Origin of the sequence: Photobacterium sp. S4TG1 (assembly GCF_036040035.1) — a bacterium.
Taxonomy (GTDB): domain Bacteria; phylum Pseudomonadota; class Gammaproteobacteria; order Enterobacterales; family Vibrionaceae; genus Photobacterium.
This window is the reverse complement of the sequence record NZ_JAYXUH010000023.1, coordinates 1-24173: the sequence shown is the minus strand read 5'-3', so window position 1 is coordinate 24173 and position 24173 is coordinate 1. Positions and strand designations below refer to the sequence as shown.

General features: G+C 40.9%; 15 protein-coding genes and 5 tRNA genes. 9 read left to right on the top strand and 11 right to left on the bottom strand.

The genetic code is table 11. The features are described from left to right. Nucleotides 1–19: 19 nt before the first annotated feature. From VXS03_RS18700 to VXS03_RS18660, 9 genes are all read right to left on the bottom strand, one after another. Nucleotides 20–961: an ABC transporter permease gene (locus VXS03_RS18700; protein ID WP_327765352.1), complete on the bottom strand. Its 942-nt coding sequence runs from the start codon at nt 959–961 to the stop codon at nt 20–22. 3 nt (nt 962–964) lie between these two features. Beyond that, nucleotides 965–1942 carry an ABC transporter permease gene (locus VXS03_RS18695; protein WP_080159284.1) on the bottom strand — a complete coding sequence of 326 codons (978 nt, stop codon included), beginning with the start codon at nt 1940–1942 and terminating at the stop codon, nt 965–967. 83 nt (nt 1943–2025) lie between these two features. Continuing rightward, on the bottom strand, nt 2026–3585 hold the full coding sequence (locus tag VXS03_RS18690; protein ID WP_327765351.1) for an ABC transporter substrate-binding protein: 1560 nt from the start codon (nt 3583–3585) through the stop codon (nt 2026–2028). Nucleotides 3586–3653: 68 nt separating this feature from the next. Then, nucleotides 3654–5372, bottom strand: a complete 1719-nt coding sequence (locus VXS03_RS18685) for an ABC transporter ATP-binding protein (protein ID WP_327765350.1) — start codon at nt 5370–5372, stop codon at nt 3654–3656. Between the two features lie 1010 nt (nt 5373–6382). Next, nucleotides 6383–6459 (bottom strand) — tRNA-Pro (locus tag VXS03_RS18680). 52 nt (nt 6460–6511) lie between these two features. Continuing rightward, nucleotides 6512–6587, bottom strand: a tRNA-His gene (locus tag VXS03_RS18675). 9 nt (nt 6588–6596) lie between these two features. Next, nucleotides 6597–6673, bottom strand: a tRNA-Pro gene (locus VXS03_RS18670). 161 nt (nt 6674–6834) lie between these two features. Further along, nucleotides 6835–6910 (bottom strand) — tRNA-His (locus VXS03_RS18665). Between the two features lie 35 nt (nt 6911–6945). Next, nucleotides 6946–7022: transfer RNA gene (locus tag VXS03_RS18660), tRNA-Arg, on the bottom strand. A 270-nt stretch (nt 7023–7292) separates the two neighbouring features. Between VXS03_RS18660 and VXS03_RS18655 the strand changes: the two genes are divergently transcribed. Then, nucleotides 7293–7703 (top strand): c-type cytochrome, encoded by a 411-nt coding sequence (locus VXS03_RS18655; protein ID WP_327765349.1) that lies wholly within the window; start codon nt 7293–7295, stop codon nt 7701–7703. 116 nt (nt 7704–7819) lie between these two features. Here the strand turns inward: VXS03_RS18655 and rep are convergent, their stop codons facing one another. Continuing rightward, nucleotides 7820–9835, bottom strand: coding sequence for a DNA helicase Rep (rep, locus tag VXS03_RS18650; protein WP_327765348.1), 2016 nt, complete (start codon nt 9833–9835; stop codon nt 7820–7822). A gap of 309 nt (nt 9836–10144) precedes the next feature. On the opposite strand from rep, the gene VXS03_RS18645 reads away from it, so the two are divergent. The 6 genes from VXS03_RS18645 to ubiK all read left to right on the top strand — a co-directional run bounded on the left by VXS03_RS18645 (nt 10145) and on the right by ubiK (nt 19845). Beyond that, on the top strand, nt 10145–11290 hold the full coding sequence (locus VXS03_RS18645) for an efflux RND transporter periplasmic adaptor subunit (RefSeq protein ID WP_327765347.1): 1146 nt from the start codon (nt 10145–10147) through the stop codon (nt 11288–11290). Between the two features lie 14 nt (nt 11291–11304). Beyond that, complete coding sequence (locus VXS03_RS18640) at nt 11305–14445, top strand: efflux RND transporter permease subunit (protein ID WP_327765346.1); 3141 nt, start codon at nt 11305–11307, stop codon at nt 14443–14445. A 232-nt stretch (nt 14446–14677) separates the two neighbouring features. Then, nucleotides 14678–15244 (top strand): TetR/AcrR family transcriptional regulator, encoded by a 567-nt coding sequence (locus tag VXS03_RS18635; protein ID WP_327765345.1) that lies wholly within the window; start codon nt 14678–14680, stop codon nt 15242–15244. A 28-nt stretch (nt 15245–15272) separates the two neighbouring features. Continuing rightward, a complete protein-coding gene (locus VXS03_RS18630; protein ID WP_327765344.1) occupies nt 15273–16376 on the top strand; it encodes an efflux RND transporter periplasmic adaptor subunit in 1104 nt (367 codons plus the stop codon). A 16-nt stretch (nt 16377–16392) separates the two neighbouring features. After that, nucleotides 16393–19470: a multidrug efflux RND transporter permease subunit gene (locus tag VXS03_RS18625; RefSeq protein ID WP_327765343.1), complete on the top strand. Its 3078-nt coding sequence runs from the start codon at nt 16393–16395 to the stop codon at nt 19468–19470. Between the two features lie 105 nt (nt 19471–19575). Then, complete coding sequence (gene ubiK, locus VXS03_RS18620; protein WP_080159293.1) at nt 19576–19845, top strand: ubiquinone biosynthesis accessory factor UbiK; 270 nt, start codon at nt 19576–19578, stop codon at nt 19843–19845. A 79-nt stretch (nt 19846–19924) separates the two neighbouring features. Here the strand turns inward: ubiK and ilvC are convergent, their stop codons facing one another. Continuing rightward, nucleotides 19925–21409, bottom strand: a complete 1485-nt coding sequence (gene ilvC / locus VXS03_RS18615; RefSeq protein ID WP_327765342.1) for a ketol-acid reductoisomerase — start codon at nt 21407–21409, stop codon at nt 19925–19927. 136 nt (nt 21410–21545) lie between these two features. Between ilvC and ilvY the strand changes: the two genes are divergently transcribed. Beyond that, nucleotides 21546–22415: an HTH-type transcriptional activator IlvY gene (gene ilvY, locus VXS03_RS18610; RefSeq protein ID WP_327765341.1), complete on the top strand. Its 870-nt coding sequence runs from the start codon at nt 21546–21548 to the stop codon at nt 22413–22415. Between the two features lie 56 nt (nt 22416–22471). Continuing rightward, nucleotides 22472–23677 carry an NAD(P)-binding domain-containing protein gene (locus VXS03_RS18605; RefSeq protein WP_327765340.1) on the top strand — a complete coding sequence of 402 codons (1206 nt, stop codon included), beginning with the start codon at nt 22472–22474 and terminating at the stop codon, nt 23675–23677. The last annotated feature ends 496 nt before the right edge of the window (nt 23678–24173 follow it).

Genomic DNA, 24173 nt, shown 5'->3' with positions numbered 1-24173 from the left:
TCAAGATAGCAAACCTAATCTAGCCTTTATAAATCTTAGGGTTAAACACATCCCGTAACCAATCACCCAGTAAATTAATCACTAATACTAAGGTAATTAATACAATTCCAGGGAACGCGGTGATCCACCATGAACCTGAGAAAATATAGTTAAAGCCAATACTGATCAGTGAGCCTAGCGATGGCTGATCCACCGGTAAACCTAAACCTAAAAATGATAGCGCCGCTTCCGACATAATTGCATTAGCAACCTGTACCGTAGAGATCACTAAAATCGGTGATAAGCAGTTGGGAAGAATATGACGAAACATGATCCGTGGTGCTCGAAAGCCCATCACCTTAGCCGCTTCAACATACTCTTTTCTTTTCTCTGCCAAAACAGAGGCGCGTACCGTTCGTGCATACTGTGGCCATTCCGCAAAACCGATAATCACCACTAACATAATCACCGCATATTGGGCGTATGTTTCAGCCCCTAATGCAGTACGAAAAATAGCAGATACAATAATCGCTACCATCATGGTGGAAAACGATAATTGCACATCAGCAATACGCATTAATAAACTATCAATTCGTCCACCAAAATAACCCGCAGTTAAACCAATAATCACCCCCAGCACGAGCTGTAACGCTACTGCTAATAAGCCGATCGTCAGTGATAAACGCATCCCATATAAAATAGTCGAATAAATATCACGGCCTTGATTATCAGTACCAAGGCTAAAATTAGCATCACCATCTGCCATCCACGCAGGTGGTAATTCAGAGTCCATAATATCAATGGTCGATAAATCATAAGGATTTGTCGGTGCAATAAACGGCGCAAATAAAGCCGCAGTAGCAAAGCTTAAAAAAATGGCAAAACAGACCATCGCCACTTTATCTTTAAGAAAATAATACACAATATCGGAATCTTTAAAGCGCTGCCAACGACTTGGTGCAACGGTGCTAATACTCTCCATGACTTATGCTCCCTTGCCCGTCAAATCTACTGTTGGATTAACCAACCCATAAAGCAGGTCAACAATAGTATTAGTGACCACAAAAATAAGTCCTACAAAAATCACATACGCGGTAATAAGTGGAGTATCAACTCGATTAATAGCATCTAAAAATAACAGTCCAGTTCCCGGCCACTGAAATACACTTTCAGTCAAAATGGTGTAAGCGATCATGGTTCCAATCTGCACGCCACCCACGGTTAATACTGGCAACATGGTATTTTTTAGTGCATGTTGGTAATAAACCTTGTTCATCGGCAATCCCTTTGCCTTAGCAAATTTGATGTATTCTGAACTTAAAACTTCCAGCATTTCAGAACGTACTAAACGAATAAACAGCGGCAACATAATTGATGCTAACGCCACACATGGCAGCACTAAGTGTTTTAAACCATCAATAGTAAAAAAACCTGATTCCCAACCCAGATAATTCGCGGTTTCGCCACGACCAAATGAGGGTAACCAGCCTAATTCAATCGAAAAAACATACATCAACATAATGGCAGTTAAGAACACCGGTATTGAAATACCAATACTACTGAATGCCATAACAGCTTTAGTAAAAACACTACGTGGATGAATTGCGGAATACACGCCAAGTGGAATCGAAACTAAAATAATGATCACCGTCGCGCCAAATACAAGTTCAAAAGTTGCGACTAATTTATCTAAAATCACCTCAATCGCAGGCCGCTTAAAAGTATATGAAGTACCTAAATCACCTTGAACGGCATTACCCAGAAAGCGACTATATTTAGTAACAAACGGATCATTAAGCCCCAAATCATCACGCAATTGCTGCCGTTCAGCTTCTGATACCGACTGTCCAACCAGCTCTCGTAACGGATCGCCAAGGTTATCCTGAATGGCAAAAGCCACCAGACTGATCACAAACATCACTATCAGTGCCTGAAACAGGCGTTTGACCAGAAACGAAAACATTCCCTGCCCCTTTTAATTTCATCCTGAAAAAAATGCCGAAGCAAGCCTCGGCAGTTATCATTAGCTATATAGCTAATTCATCATTATTTTTCATCAACCACAAGGTCGCCAAAGTATGGCATTTCCATTGAGTTAACGATGGCACTAGCATGAACATTACTGCGTGCGCCCCATGCCGTACTCTGCCAATGTAATGGCACAAATGCCGCGTCGTTATAAAGCGTAACTTCAACTTGTTTAAGCATCGTAATCCGCTTCGTAGAATCAGTTTCTACGTTAGCTGCTGTCACTAACTTATCCACTTCAGGATTAGAATAGAAGCCACAGTTATATTGGCCTTGCCCCGTTTTTTCATTACGAGTCATGGTTAAAAATTCAGTCAAGTTAGCGGAGTCTTCAGTGTCAGCATGCCAGCCAATCATCATCATATCGGCAGCACATTTATCAAACTCTGGCCAATATTGCGCTTTAGGTAACGTTTTTAAATCTACCTTAATACCAATTTTGGCTAACATTGCTGCCGCTGCTTGCGCAATTTTTGCATCATTAACATAACGGTTATTCGGTGCCAACATAGTGAGTGTAAAGCCATTCTCATATCCCGCTTGTTTCATTAATTGCTTGGCTTTTTTAACATCATAACGAGGCACTAACTCGCTATCATGGCCTTGGTAACCCGCAGGACTTTGTTGCCCTGCTGCGGTCGCAAACCCTTTCATGATCTTTTTAACAATGCCTTCATTATTAATCGCATGCACAATCGCTTGACGAACACGAACATCTTTTAGTGCTTCGTTACTGGTCTGATTCATTTGAAATGAAATCAAACGCGTGCCTGGCAGAGTAACTAAATCCACCCCTTCAGCACTTTTTAAACGCTTATGATCATTAGGTGCAACATGATCAATCATATCGACCCCACCAGAAAGCAATGCGGCAACACGGGTAGCATCTTCTTTGATCGGCAAGAGAGAAATAGTATCAACGTTGCCTTTTGATGCCGTATCCCAATAATCGGTAAAGCGAGTAAATTCAACCTTCACACCTTGCTCACGATCCGTCACTATAAATGGACCCGTGCCCGACATATGGGTTGAAGCAAATGAATTACCGTGTTTAGACACTTCTGCTTTATCTTTACCGTCAGCGGTCTTACCGCTGTAAAATTTACTGTCCATTGGGAAAATGTAGGTTGCAGTTTGAAGTACCAATGGATAAGCACCTTTAGAGATAATATCGACGGTATAGTCATCAACTTTTTTCATCTCAGAATAAGGTTCGAAAATAGCTTTAAAATCAGGTGATGCTTGCAGGCGATTAAAAGTCCAAATCACATCATCTGCAGTCAGTGAATTACCTGAATGAAATTTCACCCCTTGACGCAATGTAAATCGAAACGTATTTGTATCAATACGCTGCCAGCTTTGTGCTAGACGAGGCTCAAAGTCCATTTTCTGGGTAAAACGAACCAGTGGATCAAATACCATATGCGATAATTGCAGAGTGCCGCCAGACAATTGCTCATGAGGATCGAGTGAAACAGGATCAGATGCGTAACCGAGCTTTAGATCTGCGGCTGTCACACTGAAACTTAACCCTGCAGCAACCAATGCTAGCGCTAATTTATTCTTGATGGTTTTCATTGCATAACTCCTTTATGCCCAAGCGCCTTCGCTCAGTATTTATTTTATTTATCACTCATAACAACAAATTAAGCGCGTTGCAGAGGTTTAATTTCTAGTCCTTTAAATTCAGGCATTAATGAAATCAAATGCTGACTATATTGATGTTGTGGTGCAGTAAATAATTGTTCTGTTGGTGCAACTTCTAATAAGGTTCCTTGTTGCATCACACCAATACGATCACACATTTGACGGATCACGGGTAAATCATGACTGATAAATAACATCGTCAAATTAAGCTCATCTTGAAGATCTTTTAAGAGGTTTAGAATTTGCGCTTGTACTGAAACATCCAGTGCTGATGTTGGTTCATCACAAATTAATAATCGAGGTCGAGTGGCTAGGGCGCGCGCAATTGAGATCCGCTGCCGCTGACCACCGGAAAATTCATGGGGATATTTAATGCCGGCAGCTCGACCAAGGCCAACATAATCTAAAAGGTCATTCACAATTTGTCGTGTTTGCAATTCATTTTTAGTTAACTTATGGAATCGAATTGGCTCTGCAATAATGTCAAAAATACGCATTCTAGGATTCATCGATGTATAAGGGTTTTGGAATACCATTTGCATTTGACGACGCAGAGGACGCCGTTCAGATTCACTTTTTAATGCGGTAAGATCAATGCCTTCAAACCGTACCGTGCCACTATTTGGTGGATATAAACCAGCAATAACACGCGCAATAGTAGATTTACCCGAACCGGATTCTCCCACTAAACCAAAGGTCTCACCTTCTGCAATATGAAAGCTGACATCATTATTGGCTTGCACATATTCACGTCGACTTTCAAATAATGAATCTTTAGTGATAAAACGTAAGTTAACATTCTCAATCTCAAGCAACGCGCCTTGATAGGTGCGTTGATCTTGGCTTTGCCCGAGCCAATGATGCTTAACATCTAGCGTCGGCGTTTGTTTAACATCTTCGATATACGTTACTAACGGAAACCGTTTTAACTTAATATCAGAACGTGGAACAGCAGAAATTAAACTTTGTGTATAAGGATGTTGCGGCCGTTGCAATACTTGTTCAGTAGTCCCCATTTCAACTAAGTCACCACGATACATCACAGCCACGCGATCAGTAACATTTGAAACCACCCCCATATCATGGGTCACCAACATACAACCAACATTTTTCTGCACACATAAATCACGAATCAAGGTTAGAATTTGATCTTGAATTGATACATCAAGTGCAGTGGTCGGTTCATCGGCAATAATTAAATCGGGTTCGCCTGCCAGCGCAATCGCAATCACGACACGTTGACGCATACCACCAGAAAATTGATGAGGATATTGTTTAATTCGTAACTGAGGCTCAGGAATGCCCACTTGTTCCATCAATACTAACGCCCGCTTAAGTGCATCAGGTGGAGAAACATGTAAATTAGTCACTATAGTTTCAGTTAATTGCTGCTCAACCGTAAATAACGGGTTTAGTGAGGTCATTGGATCTTGAAAAATGAAACCAATTTTCGATCCTCGAACTTGGCGCATTTTATCGGCGCTTAAACCTGATATTTTAGTACCATCTAAAAACACCTCACCACTAGCTATTTGGCCAGGAGGACTTAATAGATCAATCACGGCATTACCAACCGTCGATTTTCCCGCTCCAGATTCACCAACAACGCCAACAATTTCACCACGTTCAATGGTAAATGACAGTGATTTTACCGCCGCATGCGTGCCATGACGCGAGGGGTATTCTATACGCAGATTTTTTACTTCTAATAATGCCATTATCAGACTCCACTACTGGCAGCATCCTGCCTATCTGAACAATTGATTCCTTTCCATGCCAATACTATTGTCTGATTGCATGCCTTACTTCAATTTGTCAAAAATATTACAAAAAAGCAACAACGCAAAGTAAAAAACTATCACTATTTATATATATCGCATATTTATCTTGTACAAATGAATATTAAAACAATAGAACACTAAACAATAAATTAATCATAACTTACTGAATAACAACTAATACAGCTACATTATCAATATAACAATCCAAACAGTCATAACCATTAAAAAACACATTTATGAATAAACTTTCAAGAACAACAAAAAGATTAAATTAACATTAATTAAACAAAATATCGCTTTCATTAAAATAACTAGCGACAATAACCATTAAAAACATAAACATCAGTGGATATCCCTACCACAACTCAAGATTGCATAATTTACAGCACACCACTTCGCAGCATATTCGCCCTGTTTTCTCATCATTTGATAAATAAGAGGATCGTACAATTCAAATATCAGTGACCCTCACCCTCTGGTCCGCTATTTCTAACACCAGAGATACGCTACCAAATTGCACTCTTTAACCATTTTATTCAGACGAAAAAAAACCTGAATCTTTCGATCCAAGTTTCTTAATGGTGGTCGGTGAAGAGCTAGGTTCTAATATCACTGAACCCTCACCCTCAGGCTTTAAACCCATGATACTTTTCTTTAAACGAAAAAAAACCTGAATCTTTCGATTCAGGTTTTCTTAATGATGGTCGGTGAAGAGCTAGATTCTAATATCAGTGAACCCCCGACCCTCGGCATTTCTACACAAAGATTAACGATACTTTTATACCGACGAAAAAAAACCGTATCTTTCGATACGATTTTCTTAATAGTGGTCGGTGAAGAGCTAGATTCTAATATCAATGAACCCCCGACCCTCTGGCTTTAAACCCATGATACTTTTCTTTAAACGAAAAAAAACCTGAATCTTTCGATTCAGGTTTTCTTAATGGTGGTCGGTGAAGAGGGATTCGAACCCCCGACCCTCTGGTCCCAAACCAGATGCGCTACCAAACTGCGCTATTCACCGACAATGTTTAGGCTTACAAGGCCAAGGTATCTAATAAAAGATAACCTGAAAATGGGGTGGCTAACGAGGCTTGAACTCGCGACAACCGGAATCACAATCCGGGACTCTACCAACTGAGCTATAGCCACCATTGTAAGTGGTCGGTGAAGAGGGATTCGAACCCCCGACCCTCTGGTCCCAAACCAGATGCGCTACCAAACTGCGCTATTCACCGACTAAATCGTTACTAAGAAAACAAACCCTCTGGTCCGCTAATCCTAGAAGCCTGAGATACGCTATAAAACTACGTTATCACTGACTAAATTCTGTGAGCTTGTAAAACAAGCGGGCTTTAAAAAGCCAATATGCTGACTGGGAGATCAACATATTATAATATGGGGTGGCTAACGAGGCTTGAACTCGCGACAACCGGAATCACAATCCGGGACTCTACCAACTGAGCTATAGCCACCAATGTTTTATTACCTTTGCCAATACGACCGGATATGGTGCGCCCGAAAGGATTCGAACCTTCGGCCTTTGGCTCCGGAGGCCAACGCTCTATCCAGCTGAGCTACGGGCGCCTTGCCCTATCGACGGAGGTGAATATTACGGATCAGAACGCAACTCGGCAAGTGTTTTTTTTTATTTTTCTTCTGCTCGCTGATTTTATCAGCAAATCGATGCTGATTCGTATCATGACTAGCACTAGATTAAGCTTTATTACTGCTTACAGTTGCTATACTTACAAATGAGTAACATCTATATGTATCCACAATTGCACATAAAAAATAACACATCGTCATTACAAATGACCTTTCCCTAAATAACAGGACGTAGAAAAAGGTGAAAAAATGGATTTATCGTTACGACTATGGTTAATCGCTCTTTGTACTCTGCTCTTTTTCTCAACCACCACCACTGCTGCTGACATGTCAGCTTCAGCAATCAATGATCGAACCAAACCCACAGGCAATATACACCTTGAAGGGACGGCTCCCACAATTGTTGCTGCGGCAAATCCGGCACGAACAGGTCAAGTGGTATATGACCAATATTGCGCTTCTTGTCATAATTCAGGCTTGATGGGCGCACCAAAAAAAGGCGATGCTGACGATTGGGCGGCTCGTGTGAGCCAAGGTGATGCCGTACTCGCTAAACACGCTATTCAAGGCTTTAACGCCATGCCAGCAAAAGGTACCTGTATGGATTGTAGTGATGATGAAATTATTGCAGCCATCAACTATATGATTGAACCTAACTAAAATGATATCGGTCTTACTCAACTTAGCGTATTACCGAGTATTTGATAATAAAAAGGGGGGGACTTTCTCCCCTTTTTAATATAAACAGCGAGAACAAAACACACTGGCGTTAATCGTTACTTCTTAAAAAGATTTCGAATATTAGCAATATGAGCTTGGCCTTTTTGCATGCGCTCTTCTGCCGTAACAGGTTTACGTTCACTTTCCCACTCTAAGTCATCTTGGGGTAACTCGTATAAGAAACGGCTTGGCTCTGGTTTGATTAACTCACCATACTGACGACGTTCTTTACACAGTGTAAATGTGAGTTCCCGTTGAGCACGCGTGATCCCTACATAAGCAAGTCGACGTTCTTCATCAACGTTATCTTCATCAATACTAGTTTGATGCGGCAAAATACCTTCTTCAGTACCAATTAAAAACACATAAGGAAACTCCAATCCTTTGGATGCATGTAATGTCATTAACTGCACTTGATCTGCATCACTGTCATCTTCTCCACGCTCCATCATGTCACGCAGTGTTAACCGTTGTACGACTTCTTTAAGTGTTTTAACTTCGTTATCGTAGTTATCGCCTTCTAAGTCAGCAGTGATCCAGCTGTATAAATCAGAAACGTTTTTCATACGCATTTCAGCAGCTTTAGGGCTGGCTGATGTTTCGTATAGCCAATCTTCATAGTGAATATCACGTACGAGTTGGCGCACAGCAGCAACGGTATCACCACGTTCAACATTATCAGTCAGCTGATTAATCCAATGCGTAAAACGTTGTAACGATTCTAAACCGCGCCCCGACAGATGCTGCTCAAGCCCTATTTCAAAACTGGCAGCAAATAAGCTTTTACCACGCATATTGGCGTACGTTCCCAACTTTTCGAGCGTAACTGGACCAATTTCACGTCGAGGTGTATTCACTATTCGTAGAAAAGCATTATCGTCATCGGGGTTAGTTAGTACTCGCAAATATGCCATCATATCTTTGATTTCAACCCGCGAGAAAAACGATGTTCCACCAGAAATTTTATATGGTATACGGTTTTGCATCAGTGCTTTTTCAAATAATCGCGACTGATGATTACCGCGATATAAAATCGCATAATCTTTATAAGCGGTATTATTCATAAATCGATGTGCGATCAATTCACCAACGACTTTTTCGGCTTCATGTTCTTCATTTTTAGCCGTGAGCACTTTCAGCATTGCACCATCTGGTATCGCAGAAAAAAGGGCTTTTTCAAATAAGTGCGGATTATTTGCAATAAGAATATTGGCGGTTCGCAGAATACGACTGGTCGAACGGTAATTTTGCTCAAGCTTAACCACTTTAAGATTAGGGAAATCTTTATTAAGTAAGGCTAAATTTTCGGGCTGAGCACCACGCCATGAATAGATAGACTGATCATCATCACCGACCACAGTAAATCGTGCCCGTTCGCCAACCAATAACTTCACAAATAAATATTGGCTGGTATTGGTATCTTGATACTCATCCACCAGCAAATAACGAATGCGATTTTGCCACCGCTGACGTACATCTTGATTATCCCGAAGCAACAACACTGGCATTAAAATAAGATCATCAAAATCAAGGGCGTTATAAGCTTTCATTTGACGTTGATACATTTCATAGCAATGGGCAAACAATTGATCACGTTCAGATTGTGCTCTACCAGCAGCTTCTACTGGCGATAGCATGTCATTTTTCCAATTAGAAATAGTTGACTGCAGTTGCTTTAATAAATCTTTATCACCGTCGAGCTCTTCTTCGGTCAATTCTTTCAATAACGCCATCTGATCTTGATCGTCAAATAATGAAAAATTGGCCTTTAAACCTAAATATTTACACTCTCGACGCACAATATTAAGTCCCAAAGTATGGAAAGTTGACACCATCAACCCTTTGGATTCTTGACGACCTAATGTTTGACCAACACGTTCTTTCATTTCACGTGCGGCTTTATTGGTAAAGGTTAAAGCAGCAATATTACGCGCCTTATAGTCACACTTCTGAACTAAGTAAGCGATTTTATTGGTAATCACACGTGTTTTACCAGAACCAGCTCCAGCCAAGACTAAGCATGGCCCGGAAACGTATTTAACTGCTTCTGTTTGCCTTGGGTTCAGTTTCATTAGTTATCCTGACGTCATTAAAAATTGGGCGCATGTTGACGCGCTTTAATTACACATCTATTCACTTTACGTGGAATAGTGCGTTCACCATTCATCGACATTTGTTGCAATTTCATTATTTAAAACAACTTAAATAGTAGATTTAGAATTAATATATTAAATAAGGTCTAAAATAAATCAGAGCAAATAGAACTCAATTCTAAATCAGATTAAATGTTGATTACAAAACAGCAAATAACCGTTACATTACTGTTAAATAATTAAATTTATATTTAACAGTAATTATATTGCTTAATTTTAGGAGATTTCATGCGGAAAATCGCAGCTATTGCTACCATTATCAGCTTAACGCTAGGGATATCAGCTTGTGACCAAAACACATCCAAAGAACAAACTCAGCAAGCAGCAAAAAGTGTACCTGTAGATACAATTATTGTTAGCTCTCATCCTCAAGCTATCCACATCGAACTCCCTGGTCGTAGTAAAGCCTATCTTGAAGCAGAGGTTCGTCCGCAAGTCTCAGGTATTATTACAGAGCGTAGCTTTACCGAAGGCGGCGATGTTCGTAAAGGGGAATCATTGTATAGCATTGATTCAGCCCCTTATAACGCTGCTTATCTCAGTGCTAAAGCAAGTCTAGCCCAAGCACAAGCTAACCTCGATTCAGCTCAAGCACTTGCTAAACGTAGCCAAACATTGGTTAACCGTGGTGCGATCAGTAAACAAACCTATGATGATAACAAAGCAAAATACAAAGTCGCTCTTGCTGGCATTGAAGTTGCCAAGGCCAGTGTTAACAAAGCTAAGATAGATCTTAATTATACCAAAGTTAGAGCACCAATTGCGGGTCGTATTGGCCAATCATCAGTAACACCGGGTGCATTAGTCAGTGCAGGCCAAGCGCAAGTATTAGCCACTATTCAACAACTCGATCCCATCAATGTTGATATCGCACAATCAAGTACTCAGCTATTACGTTTAAAGTCTGCGTTAAAGCAAGGCGAACTAAAGGCCAGCGATAATGCTGATGTCGAGTTAATCCTTGAAGATGGTACCGTTTACTCTCATCACGGCAAGCTACAGTTTGCTGAGGTGAATGTCGACCCCAACACAGGCTCAGTTACGCTACGAGCTGAATTCCCCAATCCAGATGGCGTGTTATTGCCAGGAATGTATGTTCGCGCAGTCCTAAACACAGGAACAGACCCTAAAGCCATTTTGGTTCCACAAAAAGCCATTACACGTAACAGTAAAGGCCAAGCCACTACGATGGTTGTTGGTGCAGAAAATAAAGTTGAATCACGCATGGTGACCACAGCAGAAGCAATTGGTAATCAATGGCGCATTACCAATGGACTTAAAGATGGCGACCAAGTAGTTGTTGATGGCTTACAAAAAATTCGTCCGGGGGCTGTAGTTGAACCGACACCAATAACAGTCAATCAGTCACAATAAATAGGGAATAAACTATGGCTCGTTTCTTTATCGATCGCCCTATTTTTGCATGGGTGATCGCTATAATTGTAATGCTAGCTGGTGTCTTGTCCATTCTCAAACTACCAGTATCGCAATACCCTAGCATTGCACCACCAACGGTTGTAATCAGTGCATTCTACCCAGGTGCTAACGCCAAAACCATGGAAGATACGGTAACGCAGGTTATCGAACAACGTATGACAGGTATTGATCACCTGCGCTACTTGTCATCAACCAGTGACAGTTTTGGTAATACTCAAATAACCCTGACCTTTAATGCTGAAGCTGATCCTGATATTGCTCAAGTACAGGTTCAAAATAAATTACAATCAGCACTACCTTTACTTCCAATGGAAGTACAGCAACAAGGTGTTAAGGTTAACAAATCAAGCTCAAGCTTTCTGATGGTGGTCGGATTCTATTCAGAAGATGGTTCAATGGATAAAAATGACATTTCGGACTACATCAGTTCCAATGTGTCAGATCCAATGAGTCGTGTTCCCGGTGTAGGTGAAATCCAAGCCTTTGGTGCGCAATATGCGATGCGTATTTGGCTCGATCCGCTCAAGCTAACAAAATACAACCTCACAAGTATTGATGTCATTGCGGCAATCAAAGAACAAAATGCGCAAGTCTCTGCAGGTCAGCTTGGTGCATCGCCGTCGCTACCAGGTCAAGAGCTTAACGCAACGGTATCAGCGCAAAGTCGTTTAAAAACGCCAGAGCAATTTAAAAACATTATTGTTAAGTCGGATTCTTCCGGTGCAAAAGTACATTTAAGTGATGTTGCACGGGTTGAACTTGGCGCTGAAGATTATTCGGTACAGGTATTTTATAACGGCAAACAAGCCAGTGGTCTAGGTATTAAACTGGCGACGGGTGCGAACGCACTTGCAACCGCTGAAGCAGTAAAAGCCAAAGTTGAAGAATTAAAACCATTCTTCCCTGAAGGATTAACTGCAGTTTACCCTTATGACACCACACCATTTGTTGAGAAATCAATTGAAGGTGTAGTACATACGTTATTTGAAGCGGTAGCATTGGTGTTTATCATCATGTACCTCTTCTTACAGAACTTTAGAGCAACCTTGATTCCAACCATCGCCGTACCAGTGGTATTACTTGGTACTTTTGCGGTGCTGTCATTAGCAGGCTTTTCCATCAACACCCTAACCATGTTTGCCATGGTACTAGCCATCGGCTTGCTGGTTGATGATGCGATAGTGGTGGTGGAAAACGTCGAACGTGTCATGCATGAAGAGGGCTTAAATGCTGTTGAAGCGACACGAAAATCGATGGATCAAATTACTGGCGCCCTCGTCGGTATCGCATTAACCCTTTCAGCAGTATTTGTACCAATGGCATTTATGTCAGGTTCTACTGGTGTTATTTACCGTCAATTCTCGATAACCATTGTAACGGCAATGGCACTATCGGTATTGGTGGCAATGATCCTCACTCCGGCACTCTGTGCCACCATGCTTAAACCTGTTGAGCATGGCAGTAATGAAAAAGGCTTCTTTGGTTGGTTTAACCGCACTTTTGATAAGTTAACTAGCCGTTATGAGTCTAGCGTTGCGGCAATGATCAAACGTTCAATTCGCGTGATGTTGATTTTCCTTGGTCTAACCGTCGCGGTTGGTTGGATGTTTACCCGTATGCCAACTTCATTCTTACCCGATGAAGATCAGGGTATTTTGTTCAGTCAGGCAATATTGCCCGTTAACTCGACCCAAGAACAAACCCAAGAAGTGATGGATAAAGTTTCTGACTTCTACCTAAATCAAGAAAAAGACGCCGTAGCCAGTGTGTTTAGTGTCTCAGGATTTAGTTTTGCGGGTAGTGGTCAAAACATGGGTATGGCATTTATCAGTCTAAAAGATTGGTCAGATCGTCAACTACCCGGCATGGATGTAAAGTCGATAGCAAATCGCTCGATGGCCTACTTCCAACATATAAAAAATGCAATGGTGTTCTCATTCGCGCCACCAGCGGTGGTTGAATTAGGTACTGCCAGCGGCTTTGATTTTTATCTTCAAGATCGTAGTGGTCAAGGGCATGACAAACTGATCGCAGCCCGTAACCAACTACTTAAATTAGCGTCTGAAAATCCGAACTTAGTCGGAGTTCGTCCTAATGGTCAAGAAGATGCACCGATGTACCAAATCTCTATCGACCAAGCTAAGATCCGTGCTTTAGGTATTGATATTCAATCAGTAAACCAAGTACTGAGTACAGCATGGGGTAGTTCATACGTTAACGACTTCATCGACCGCGGACGAGTGAAAAAAGTCTTCGTTCAAGGCGATGCGGACTTCCGTATGAAGCCGAGTGATCTTGATACTTGGTATGTCCGTAATAACCAAGGAGAAATGGTACCATTCTCAGCTTTTGCAACAGGTGACTGGCAATATGCTTCACCACGTTTAGAGCGTTTTAATGCCACTCCTGCAGTTAACATTCAAGGTGGTGTTGTTAAGGGCTACAGTACTGGTCAAGCAATGCTCGACATTGAAGCGATGGTGAAGAAATTACCACCAGGCTTTGGCGTTGAGTGGAATGGCTTGTCCTATGAAGAACGCCTATCGGGTAACCAAGCACCAATGCTGTATACGTTATCTATCTTGGTGGTGTTCTTAGTTCTAGCAGCGCTTTATGAAAGTTGGTCAGTACCTTTTGCGGTGGTATTAGTCGTACCGCTCGGTATTATCGGTGCACTATTAGCGATGAATGGTCGTGGTATGCCGAACGATGTATTCTTCCAAGTAGGACTATTAACAACGGTAGGTTTGGCGACTAAAAACGCCATCTTGATCGTAGAATTTGCTAAAGAATACTACGAAAAAGGGGCAGGCTTAGTAGAGGCAACATTGCACGCCGTACGTGTTCGTCTGCGTCCAATAATCATGACATCACTGGCCTTTGGTCTTGGTGTTGTGCCTTTGGCAATCAGTACTGGTGTAGGTTCAGGTGGTAAAAATGCCATTGGTACCGCAGTACTTGGTGGTATGTTGAGTTCGACATTCTTAGGTATTTTCTTTATTCCGATTTTCTTCGTGGTAGTAGAACGTATCTTTAGTCGCGGCAAAGACAAATCAACGACTGATGATACGCCACCGACAAAGCAGCACTAATAATCTAAGCAACAACTAACATTAAAGCCCATGTCTATTTTGATATGGGCTTTTTTTCGTTTTTTCCTTCTTACTCTTCATCATACTCCACCAAATAAACCTCACTTCAAACATCTAGTCATTAAAATTAATAATATAAAACCGTAAATAAGGCTTGCGAATCAATAATCAAATTCTACAATAGCGCTGAATGAACATTCATTCATACTAATTGTATTGAATATAAACAACGATGACCGACAAAAAAGAGCGAATATTAGTCGCAACTGAAAAGCTATTAGCAACCCATGGTTTTCATGGACTATCCATGCAAATGGTTGCCAAAGAAGCCCAAGTTGCAACCGGCACTATTTATCTCTATTTCAACGATAAAAATGACTTACTGCATCAACTCCACGAGCATATTTTAGGTTATATCGCGAAAAGAATTAGCCGTAATATTAACGATAGCATGCCACTCAAGCAGCGCTACCGTACGATGTGGCTAAACCTGTGGCATATGTCTGTTAATGGTGAGGCACCATTGATTAATCAAGGCCAATTTCAACACCTGCCTCGAGATAATTCTTACGAAAAAAAAGCAATAAAAAAACAACTCTTTAGCTGCGTCAATCAGATGTTTGATGAAGGTAAAGCCAGTCAATTATTTAAACCGCTTGAAAATAAAATTTTAAGTACTCTTAGCTTAGAAACGAGTTGCTATTTAGCTCGTCAACAAATAAATGGTGGATTAGAGATCACCGATAGCGAGCTTCATGCTGCTATTGATGCTTCTTGGGACGCCATTATTCAGCATTAATATTGTATATTCCGGAGCACTCCTTACAATGAAAAAATGGATCGTGATGTTACTTATTGCCCTTCTGTTATTTGGAAGCGTAATTGGTTTCAATCTTTTTAAAGAACATAAAATAGCTGAGTATATGGCAAATATACCAGAAGCTAACTATCCGGTTACTGCTACTACGACCAAAGCCGAAAACTGGTACCCTTCACTGCAAGCTATTGGTTTTATTGAACCTATGCAAGGTGTTACTTTAACCTCGGAAGCTGCGGGTGTAATCAGTAAGATTAATTTTGAATCTGGTCAAAAAGTAAAAGCAGGACAACTACTTGTTTCAATTAACTCTAACGTTGAACAATCTAGTTTACAAAGTACAGAAGCAAAACTACCAGCAGTAGAAGCATCGTACCTACGTTATAAAGATCTTTATCGTAAAGGCTCTGTATCAAAATCTAGCCTTGATGAAGCAAAAGCTAACTACCTTGCATTAGTCGCTCAAATCAAATCATTACAAGAATCAATTCAACGTCGTAATATTAGCGCACCTTTTGCGGGTGAAATTGGTTTACGTAATGTGTACTTAGGCCAATACATTCAGCCAGGCACAAAAATCATTCGCTTAGAAGACACAACGACGATGCGTTTCCGTTTCACTGTGCCACAAACGGATATTTCTAAAATTAAAATCGGCCAAACTGTTGATATCAACATTGATGCTTACAAAAACACTGATTTTAAAGGCCAAATTACTGCGATTGAACCTGCTGTTAATGCTCAGACAGGCTTAATTCAGGTACAAGCTGATATTCCTAACAGCGGTGGCATGTTACGTAGTGGTATGTTTGCACGTGCACGCGTGATCCAACCTATCATTGCCGATCAAATTGTTGTTCCTCAAACAGCAATTACTTACACCCTTTACGGCGACACCGTGTATGTACTACGTACCGTTGATGGCAAATTACGCGCCATGCAAACTGTTGTAACAACAGGCTTAAACAAAGGTAACCAAGTACGAATTCTTTCAGGCTTAAAAGCTGGAGAGCAGATCGTTACTAGCGGTCAAATTCGTCTTAGCAACAAGTCATTAGTGCATATCGTTGAAAATGACGCACTGAAGGCTCCTGCTGAAATCCCATTGCTGTAACTGGAGAACGCTCAGGATGCGCTTTACTGATATATTCATCAGACGCCCGGTACTAGCAATTTCGATCAGTTTAATGATCGCATTGCTAGGTCTACAGGCGATTTTCAAAATGCAGGTTCGGCAGTATCCGGACATGACTAATACCGTAGTAACCATTAGTACGGCTTACTACGGTGCCAGTGCTGACCTTATTCAAGGTTTTATCACCCAACCACTGGAACAAGCGATAGCTCAAGCGGATAACATCGACTACATCACAGCTCAAAGTATTATGGGTATGTCGACGATCACCGTACAGATGAAATTGAACACAAACCCGAACGCAGCCTTGGCGGATATTCTCGCCAAAGTAAACTCGGTGCGAGCTCAATTACCGCAAGATACACAAGATCCAACCATTTCACTCTCTACTGGTGGTGGTACAGGGGTACTGTATCTTGGCTTTACCAGTAAAACATTAAGCTCAAGCCAAATCACCGACTACATTGAACGTGTAGTAAAACCGCAATTATTTACGGTAGGTGGTGTGGCAAAAGTAGATATGTACGGCGGTGTACCGTTTGCATTGCGTGTATGGCTTGATCCACAAAAAATGGCAGCGTTTAACTTATCTGCTAGCGATGTGACTCATGTATTACAAGCGAACAACTACCAATCTGCAGTTGGTCAAGCCAACAATGATTTCGTGTTGTATAACGGTAGTGCTAACACACAATCAAATAGTCCTGAAACATTAGAAAAACTTGTTGTTTCAAGTGATAACGGCCAAGTGATCCGTTTAGGCGATATTGCAAAAGTAACACTATCACGTAGCAGTGATAGCTACCGCGCAACCGCAAATGGTCAAGAAGCCGTTGTGGGTGCGATTGAGGCGGCACCAAGTGCTAACCCAATCAATATCGCTAAAGACGTACGTGAGCTGTTACCAACTATTGAGCGTAACATGCCAAGTACCATCAAAATGACGGTAATGTATGACTCAACGATTGCAATTAATGACTCGATTCATGAAGTTATTAAAACCATTCTTGAAGCAGCATTAATTGTATTAGTGGTTATTGCCCTGTTTATCGGTTCTCTACGCTCAGTAATTATTCCGATCATCACCATTCCACTATCACTGATTGGTGTTGCGTTAGTCATGCAATTATTTGGTTTCTCATGGAACCTAATGACACTGCTGGCTCTGGTACTGGCAATCGGCTTGGTGGTCGATGATGCTATCGTGGTCTTGGAAAACGTTGAACGCCATATCAAACTGGGCCAAACGCCATTTAGAGCTGCCATTATTGGTACTCGTGAAATCGCAATTCCCGTAATTTCAATGACCATTGCTTTAGGTGCGGTATACGCGCCAATAGCATTAATGGGTGGCCTTACAGGTTCATTATTTAAAGAGTTTGCATTAACGCTAGCGGGTGCTGTATTTATTTCAGGTATTATTGCCTTAACATTATCACCAGTAATGTGTGCAACCTTCCTTAAAGAAAATGAAGCGCCAAATAAATTTGAGTTAATGGTACATGGCTTTCTTGACCGACTAACGTTACGTTATGAAAAAATGCTAAGTGGCATCATGCACATGCGTTCAGTTGTGATCGTATTTGCTCTATGTGCTTGTGCAAGCTTGCCATTCTTATTTAAATTTATTCCAAGTGAATTAGCACCTGCTGAAGATAATGGTGTAGTGGTATTTATGGGTACAGCACCTGCAAACGCCAACCTTGATTTCATTCAAGACACCATGGATCAAGTTAATAAAGTATTAACAGCAGAAAAAAGTGTTGAATATGCACAGATTTTCTCAGGCATTCCATCAGCTAACCAAGCGTTTGGTCTGGCAACATTAAAACCATGGAGTCAGCGCGATCAAAGCCAAACTGAAGTGGCAAATGACGTAACTGAAAAGATCAAAAATATTCCCCAAATGGCGATTACTGCTTTCCAAATGCCAAGCCTTCCAGGTGCAGGTTCTGGTTTGCCAGTACAATTTGTAATTACCACACCGAACAACTTTAAGAGCCTCTACCAAGTGGCTGCTGAAATGTTGACTAAGGTGAAAAATAACCCAATGTTCGTTTACTCAGATTTAGACTTAAAGTATGACTCTGCAACGATGAACATTAATATCGACAAAGATAAAGCAGGTGCTTATGGCGTTACCATGCAAGCCATTGGTAATACATTAAGCACAATGTTAGCCGGCGGTGATATTAACCGTGTAGATATTCTGGGTCGTTCTTATAAGGTTATTCCACAAGTTGAGCGTAAAAATCGTTTCAATCCGAAAGATTTAAATAATTATTACGTTAAGACCAGCAGTGGTGATTTGATTCCATTAGGTAGCTTAGTCACCATTACAGTGACACCAGCGCCACCAACCTTACCAAGCTTTAACCAACAAAATGCGGCAACCATTGGTGCGGTATTAGCCCCTGGTACCTCAATTGGTGAAGCGGTAAACTGGTTAAATACCGAGTCAGCAAAAGTATTACCTAAAGGCTATGGCCATGACTACTTAGGCGAAAGCCGTCAGTATGTTACTGAAGGTAATGCACTATATGCGACCTTTGGTTTAGCACTAGCGATTATTTTCTTGGTTCTTGCGATTCAATTTGAATCACTACGCGATCCATTAGTGATCCTAGTTTCTGTACCATTAGCCATTTGTGGTGCACTGATTGCCCTCGCGTGGGGGGCGACAACTCTGAATATCTACTCGCAAATAGGTTTGATAACCCTCATAGGCTTGATAACCAAACACGGTATATTGATTTGTGAAGTCGCCAAAGAAGAACAGCTTTACCATGGTAAAAACCGCATGGATGCCGTTATGGAAGCCGCAAAGATCCGTCTTCGCCCTATCTTAATGACAACATGTGCAATGATTGCAGGTTTAGTTCCACTACTATATGCATCGGGTGCTGGTGCAGCATCGCGTTTCAGTATTGGTATTGTTATCGTTGCCGGTTTATCTATCGGTACCTTATTTACCTTGTTCGTATTACCCGTTATTTATACGTTCTTGGCAAGTGAGCACAAACCGCTACCGGTGTTTGTTGAAGAAGACGATGGTTTAGACAACCACTTCTAATTCACCGAAATAAAAAAGGGCGCTGAATCATCAGCGCCCTTTTCTTTTCACCGCAACCGCAATTACAATAGTTAATAACGATTTTCGCAACGGAGTAAGCGGATCATGTTCGATTCAAAGAAACTTGAGCAAGTAGCTAAACAAATTCAAGACGCAATGCCTAAACCAGTTAAAGATCTAGGTAACGACGTTGAACAAAAAGTACGTCAGGTAATCCAATCACAATTAGGAAAGCTTGATGTTGTCACTCGTGAAGAATTTGATGTGCAAACACAAGTGCTATTACGCACTCGCCAAAAATTGACAGAGCTTGAGCAAAAGATGGCAACATTTGAAGCAAAGCTTAATGCCGAAAATAGCAGTACTGACGCTTAATTAGCGCTGACCCCAATAAAAAAGCCCAGTTCTTATCATGAACTGGGCTTTCTTTTTTAATTACTATTTTAAATGAAGATTAACCACCAACAGCAATATGCTTCATGTCTTTCATGTAGCCTCGTAACTGTTTACCAATCACTTCTACAGGGTGATTACGTAATGCTTCATTTACTTCAATCAGCTTTTGATTATCAACAAAATTTGTTGTTGCCGCCAAACCTTTACCGATAACATCCGTGGTTACTGTTGCCATAAAATGATCACGCAATAATGGTGTCGCAACATTAGCAAACAAATAGTTACCATATTCAGCAGTATCAGAAATCACCACATTCATCTCATACAAACGCTTACGTGCAACCGTATTGGCAATCAGTGGTAACTCATGCAATGACTCATAATAAGCTGATTCATCAATAATACCCGAGGCTGTCATCGCCTCAAAAGCAAGCTCAACCCCTGCACGCACCATTGCAACCATCAAAATACCGTTATCAAAGTATTCTTGCTCTGAAATATGAAGGTTTGACACGGGGTAGTTTTCAAATTGTGTTTCAGCGGTCTCACCACGCCAACCTAATAGCTCAGCGTCATCATTAGCCCAATCCGCCATCATCGTACTAGAGAAGTGACCTGAGATAATATCATCCATATGTTTGTTATATAGCGGACGCATCAATTCTTTTAATTGCTCAGAGAGATCAAAAGCTTTTACTTTTGCTGGATTTGAAAGACGATCCATCATATGTGTCACACCACCAAACTTCAGTGCTTCAGTGATCGTTTCCCAACCAAATTGTAATAACTTACCGGCATAATCAGGAGCAATACCATCAGCCAGCATTTTTTCATAACAGACAATTGAACCTGCTTGCAACATACCACAAAGAATAGTTTGCTCACCCATCAAGTCTGATTTCACTTCAGCAACAAATGATGACTCCAGCACTCCAGCACGATGCCCTCCCGTTGCAGCAGCCCATGCTTTAGCAATTTCAAGACCATCAGCTTGGGGGTCATTTTCAGGATGCACCGCAATTAACGTTGGTACACCAAAGCCACGTTTGTATTCTTCACGCACTTCCGTGCCTGGACATTTAGGTGCAACCATAACAACGGTTAAATCTTTACGGATTTGCATCCCTTCTTCAACAATATTAAAACCGTGAGAATACCCCAGTGCTGCACCATGCTTCATTAATGGCATCACCGTTTCAACAACGTTAGTGTGTTGTTTGTCCGGTGTTAGGTTAACGACTAAATCAGCTTCAGGAATCAGTTGTTCATAGCTTCCCACTTCAAAACCGTTATCACGTGCATTTTTAAATGACGCTCGTTGCTCATCAATCGCCGCTTGACGAAGAGCGTACGCAACATTTAATCCAGAATCTCTCATATTAAGACCCTGGTTTAGACCTTGCGCACCACATCCAACGATAACCACTTTTTTACCTTTGAGGTAATCAGCTTCAGAAACAAACTCTGCACGATCCATAAATCGACAACGGCCCAATTGATCTAACTGCTGACGCAAATTTAAGGTATTGAAATAATTAGCCATAACAACAAACTCCGTGAAATATATTTATCCTTGGTTCGATATTTATTTATCGAATAGATTGATAGTAGATCAGGAAAATTGTTGCGCAAAGTGATATATTCACAACAATCAATTGCAAATCATGCAACATAAGCCAATGAACATTAAAAACTTGCAACTTTTTCTTCACTTAAGTGATTCGCTGAGTTTTCATCAAACCGCGCAGGCGATGCACATTAGTCCCTCAGCCTTGAGCCGTGTCATTCAGCGCCTTGAACAAGAATTAGGGCAGAGTTTATTTTGTCGTGATAATCGTAGCGTTGAAATAACAATGGCAGGAAAAAAACTCATTCCTGTCGCTTCTGCTATTATTTCCAATTGGTTATCACTCAAAACAGAATTAAACAGTGATAGTTCATTACTACAAGGGAAGTTGAAAATATTTTGTTCCGTCACCGCAAGTTATAGCCACCTACCGTCAATATTAACCGCATTTCGCCAACGTTACCCACAAATAGAAATTCAATTATTAACCGGAGACTCAGCTCTTGCGATTGATAAAGTACTTAACGATGAAGTCGATGTCGCTATTACCGCCAAACCAGAACAACTTTCAGCGAAATTAAGCTATATTGAATTAGATCATATTCCAATGTCAGTGATCGCTCCCACTATTCCCCCTTCGGCAATGCAACATCAACTCAATGATGGCCCCAATTGGCAAGCTCTACCTTTCATTCTCGCGGAGTCAGGGCCAGCAAGATCACGAGCGAATACGTGGTTTAAAGATAAGAAGATAACTCCTCCTATTTATGCTCAAATTTCAGGTCATGAAGCTATTGTTAGCATGGTCGCGTTAGGCTGTGGAATTGGAATAGCACCTGATGTTGTTATCAATAACAGTCCAATGAGTGATAAAGTGCAGCGTTTTCCCACGGAGTTTATTGCACCATTAAGTTTAGGGTTGTGCTGTAAACAATCTCGCCACCAAGAAAACGTATTAAAAGCACTACTGCAATTATTTTAACATTATTATGTCTATGCCTTGCTTTCACTAATCAATTGTATTGAAAGGATATCCTTATGACTAACGCAATTTTAACGCATTCATATTGTTCTGATTTTTATGCTAAACGTGGTTACCAATTTTTAAAAAGCGTTGCGCAAGATTCTGCCGTTCCATCAAACCTTGTTATATTTTCTGTCATGCATTGCTATGAAGGCTCTCTGCCGTACATTAATGTATTAGCACAATTAGCTCACCCTCTGGTTTTTATTCCCAAAAATGCAACCGTAGATGCTAATCCTGAGTTATTACAAACCATAAACCAAATCGCTAACTGTAAAATAGTAAACCCAGATTACAATAAGGAATCACTGCGAGATCCTCTGCATTGTGAGGCCCTCATTCGCCAATATATTACTCAAGATAGCCCTTTTTTGATTCTTGATCATGGTGGCTACTTTGCTAATGCCAGTGAACATTTATGTCATGTATTTCAACAACAATTAATTGGTATTACAGAGTTAACCGCAAATGGTTTATATAAATATTGTAATAAAAACATAAAAAAGCCATTAGTTACCGTTTCTCATTTAAGTATAAAAACACCTGCAGATACGGAAGCCTCGGAATGTATCGTTCATTACTCTGATCAAATATTACGAGAAGAATTTGGGCTGAAAATAAATAATGCCGGATTTTTAAGAATGGGAGTCATCGGGGCTGGTAATCTCGGTAGAGGAATAATAAAACACTTACAAAATAAAGATATTTATAATATTCACGTTTTTGATCAAGATCCTCGTCGACTCACCCAGTTTCCACGCGATGGCGTACAAGTCTGTACACTTAAACATCTAATACAACAATGTAATATGATCTTTTGTTGTACGGGAAATGGGGCATTAACGGCCGAAATATTTGATCACCTAACTCAACCAATTTTCATTACAACAGTAACATCCGCCGATGATGAGCTCAGACTTCCAGATCTCATTACTCAAGGAGTATTAACTCAAGTAAATAGCAATCAACTAATAAAAGAATATCAAACTCGTCATGGTATTAGTGTTTACCTGCTTGCCGGTGGTGAATCAGCGAATACTCCTTTCAAAACAGGGATGGGAGACCCAACACTGTATTTATTTGAGGCTGCACACATGTTGGCAGGATTACGGTTATTAAATCAGCCACAACTGTTTACAGATGGAATTCAAGCACTGCCAGATGATGATGAAAGAATGATTGCCCAACAATGGTTAACCCATTTTTATAATTACCAATAAGATAACAAACAATCCCACCACCTCACACCTCAGGTTAAAACCTTTCATATAGTAAAGCTTAACGTACAAAGCCCCGATATTACTGTCGAGGCTTTCTTGAAGATGACAGGGATTATTAGGTTCAGACGCTCAACACGCGCTGATTTTTGATATGGTAAATCTGCAGCTCTGCCAATTAACTCTACAAGCGTAAATTACAGATAGTAGAAAGGCTCATATCTTTCGGTATGAACCCTCTTTAATATGGTAGTGGTTACAAGATTCAAACGCCTAACACGCGCTGATTTTCGGCATAGCGAATCCGTTGATCTACCAGTTAACACTACACCCACTTGAGCATAATATTACAAACGTAAAAAAGCCCCGACATTACTGTCGAGGCTTTCTTGAAGATGGCGGGGGTTACGATATTCAAACTTCACAACACGCGCTGATTTTCGGCATAGCGGAATCCGCTGCTCTGCCAGTTGGAGCTACACCTAAATTATATTGACGA

Bases quoted from the DNA above. Each gene is read 5' to 3' on its own strand.
- VXS03_RS18695 (WP_080159284.1), bottom strand. From the start codon at position 1,942: ATGTTTTCGTTTCTGGTCAAACGCCTGTTTCAGGCACTGATAGTGATG.
- VXS03_RS18630 (WP_327765344.1), top strand. From the start codon at position 15,273: ATGAAAAAATGGATCGTGATGTTACTTATTGCCCTTCTGTTATTTGGA.
- VXS03_RS18605 (WP_327765340.1), top strand. From the start codon at position 22,472: ATGACTAACGCAATTTTAACGCATTCATATTGTTCTGATTTTTATGCT.
- rep (WP_327765348.1), bottom strand. From the start codon at position 9,835: ATGAAACTGAACCCAAGGCAAACAGAAGCAGTTAAATACGTTTCCGGG.
- ilvY (WP_327765341.1), top strand. From the start codon at position 21,546: ATGAACATTAAAAACTTGCAACTTTTTCTTCACTTAAGTGATTCGCTG.
- VXS03_RS18655 (WP_327765349.1), top strand. From the start codon at position 7,293: ATGGATTTATCGTTACGACTATGGTTAATCGCTCTTTGTACTCTGCTC.
- ilvC (WP_327765342.1), bottom strand. From the start codon at position 21,409: ATGGCTAATTATTTCAATACCTTAAATTTGCGTCAGCAGTTAGATCAA.
- VXS03_RS18640 (WP_327765346.1), top strand. From the start codon at position 11,305: ATGGCTCGTTTCTTTATCGATCGCCCTATTTTTGCATGGGTGATCGCT.
- VXS03_RS18645 (WP_327765347.1), top strand. From the start codon at position 10,145: ATGCGGAAAATCGCAGCTATTGCTACCATTATCAGCTTAACGCTAGGG.
- VXS03_RS18700 (WP_327765352.1), bottom strand. From the start codon at position 961: ATGGAGAGTATTAGCACCGTTGCACCAAGTCGTTGGCAGCGCTTTAAA.
- ubiK (WP_080159293.1), top strand. From the start codon at position 19,576: ATGTTCGATTCAAAGAAACTTGAGCAAGTAGCTAAACAAATTCAAGAC.
- VXS03_RS18690 (WP_327765351.1), bottom strand. From the start codon at position 3,585: ATGAAAACCATCAAGAATAAATTAGCGCTAGCATTGGTTGCTGCAGGG.
- VXS03_RS18625 (WP_327765343.1), top strand. From the start codon at position 16,393: ATGCGCTTTACTGATATATTCATCAGACGCCCGGTACTAGCAATTTCG.
- VXS03_RS18685 (WP_327765350.1), bottom strand. From the start codon at position 5,372: ATGGCATTATTAGAAGTAAAAAATCTGCGTATAGAATACCCCTCGCGT.
- VXS03_RS18635 (WP_327765345.1), top strand. From the start codon at position 14,678: ATGACCGACAAAAAAGAGCGAATATTAGTCGCAACTGAAAAGCTATTA.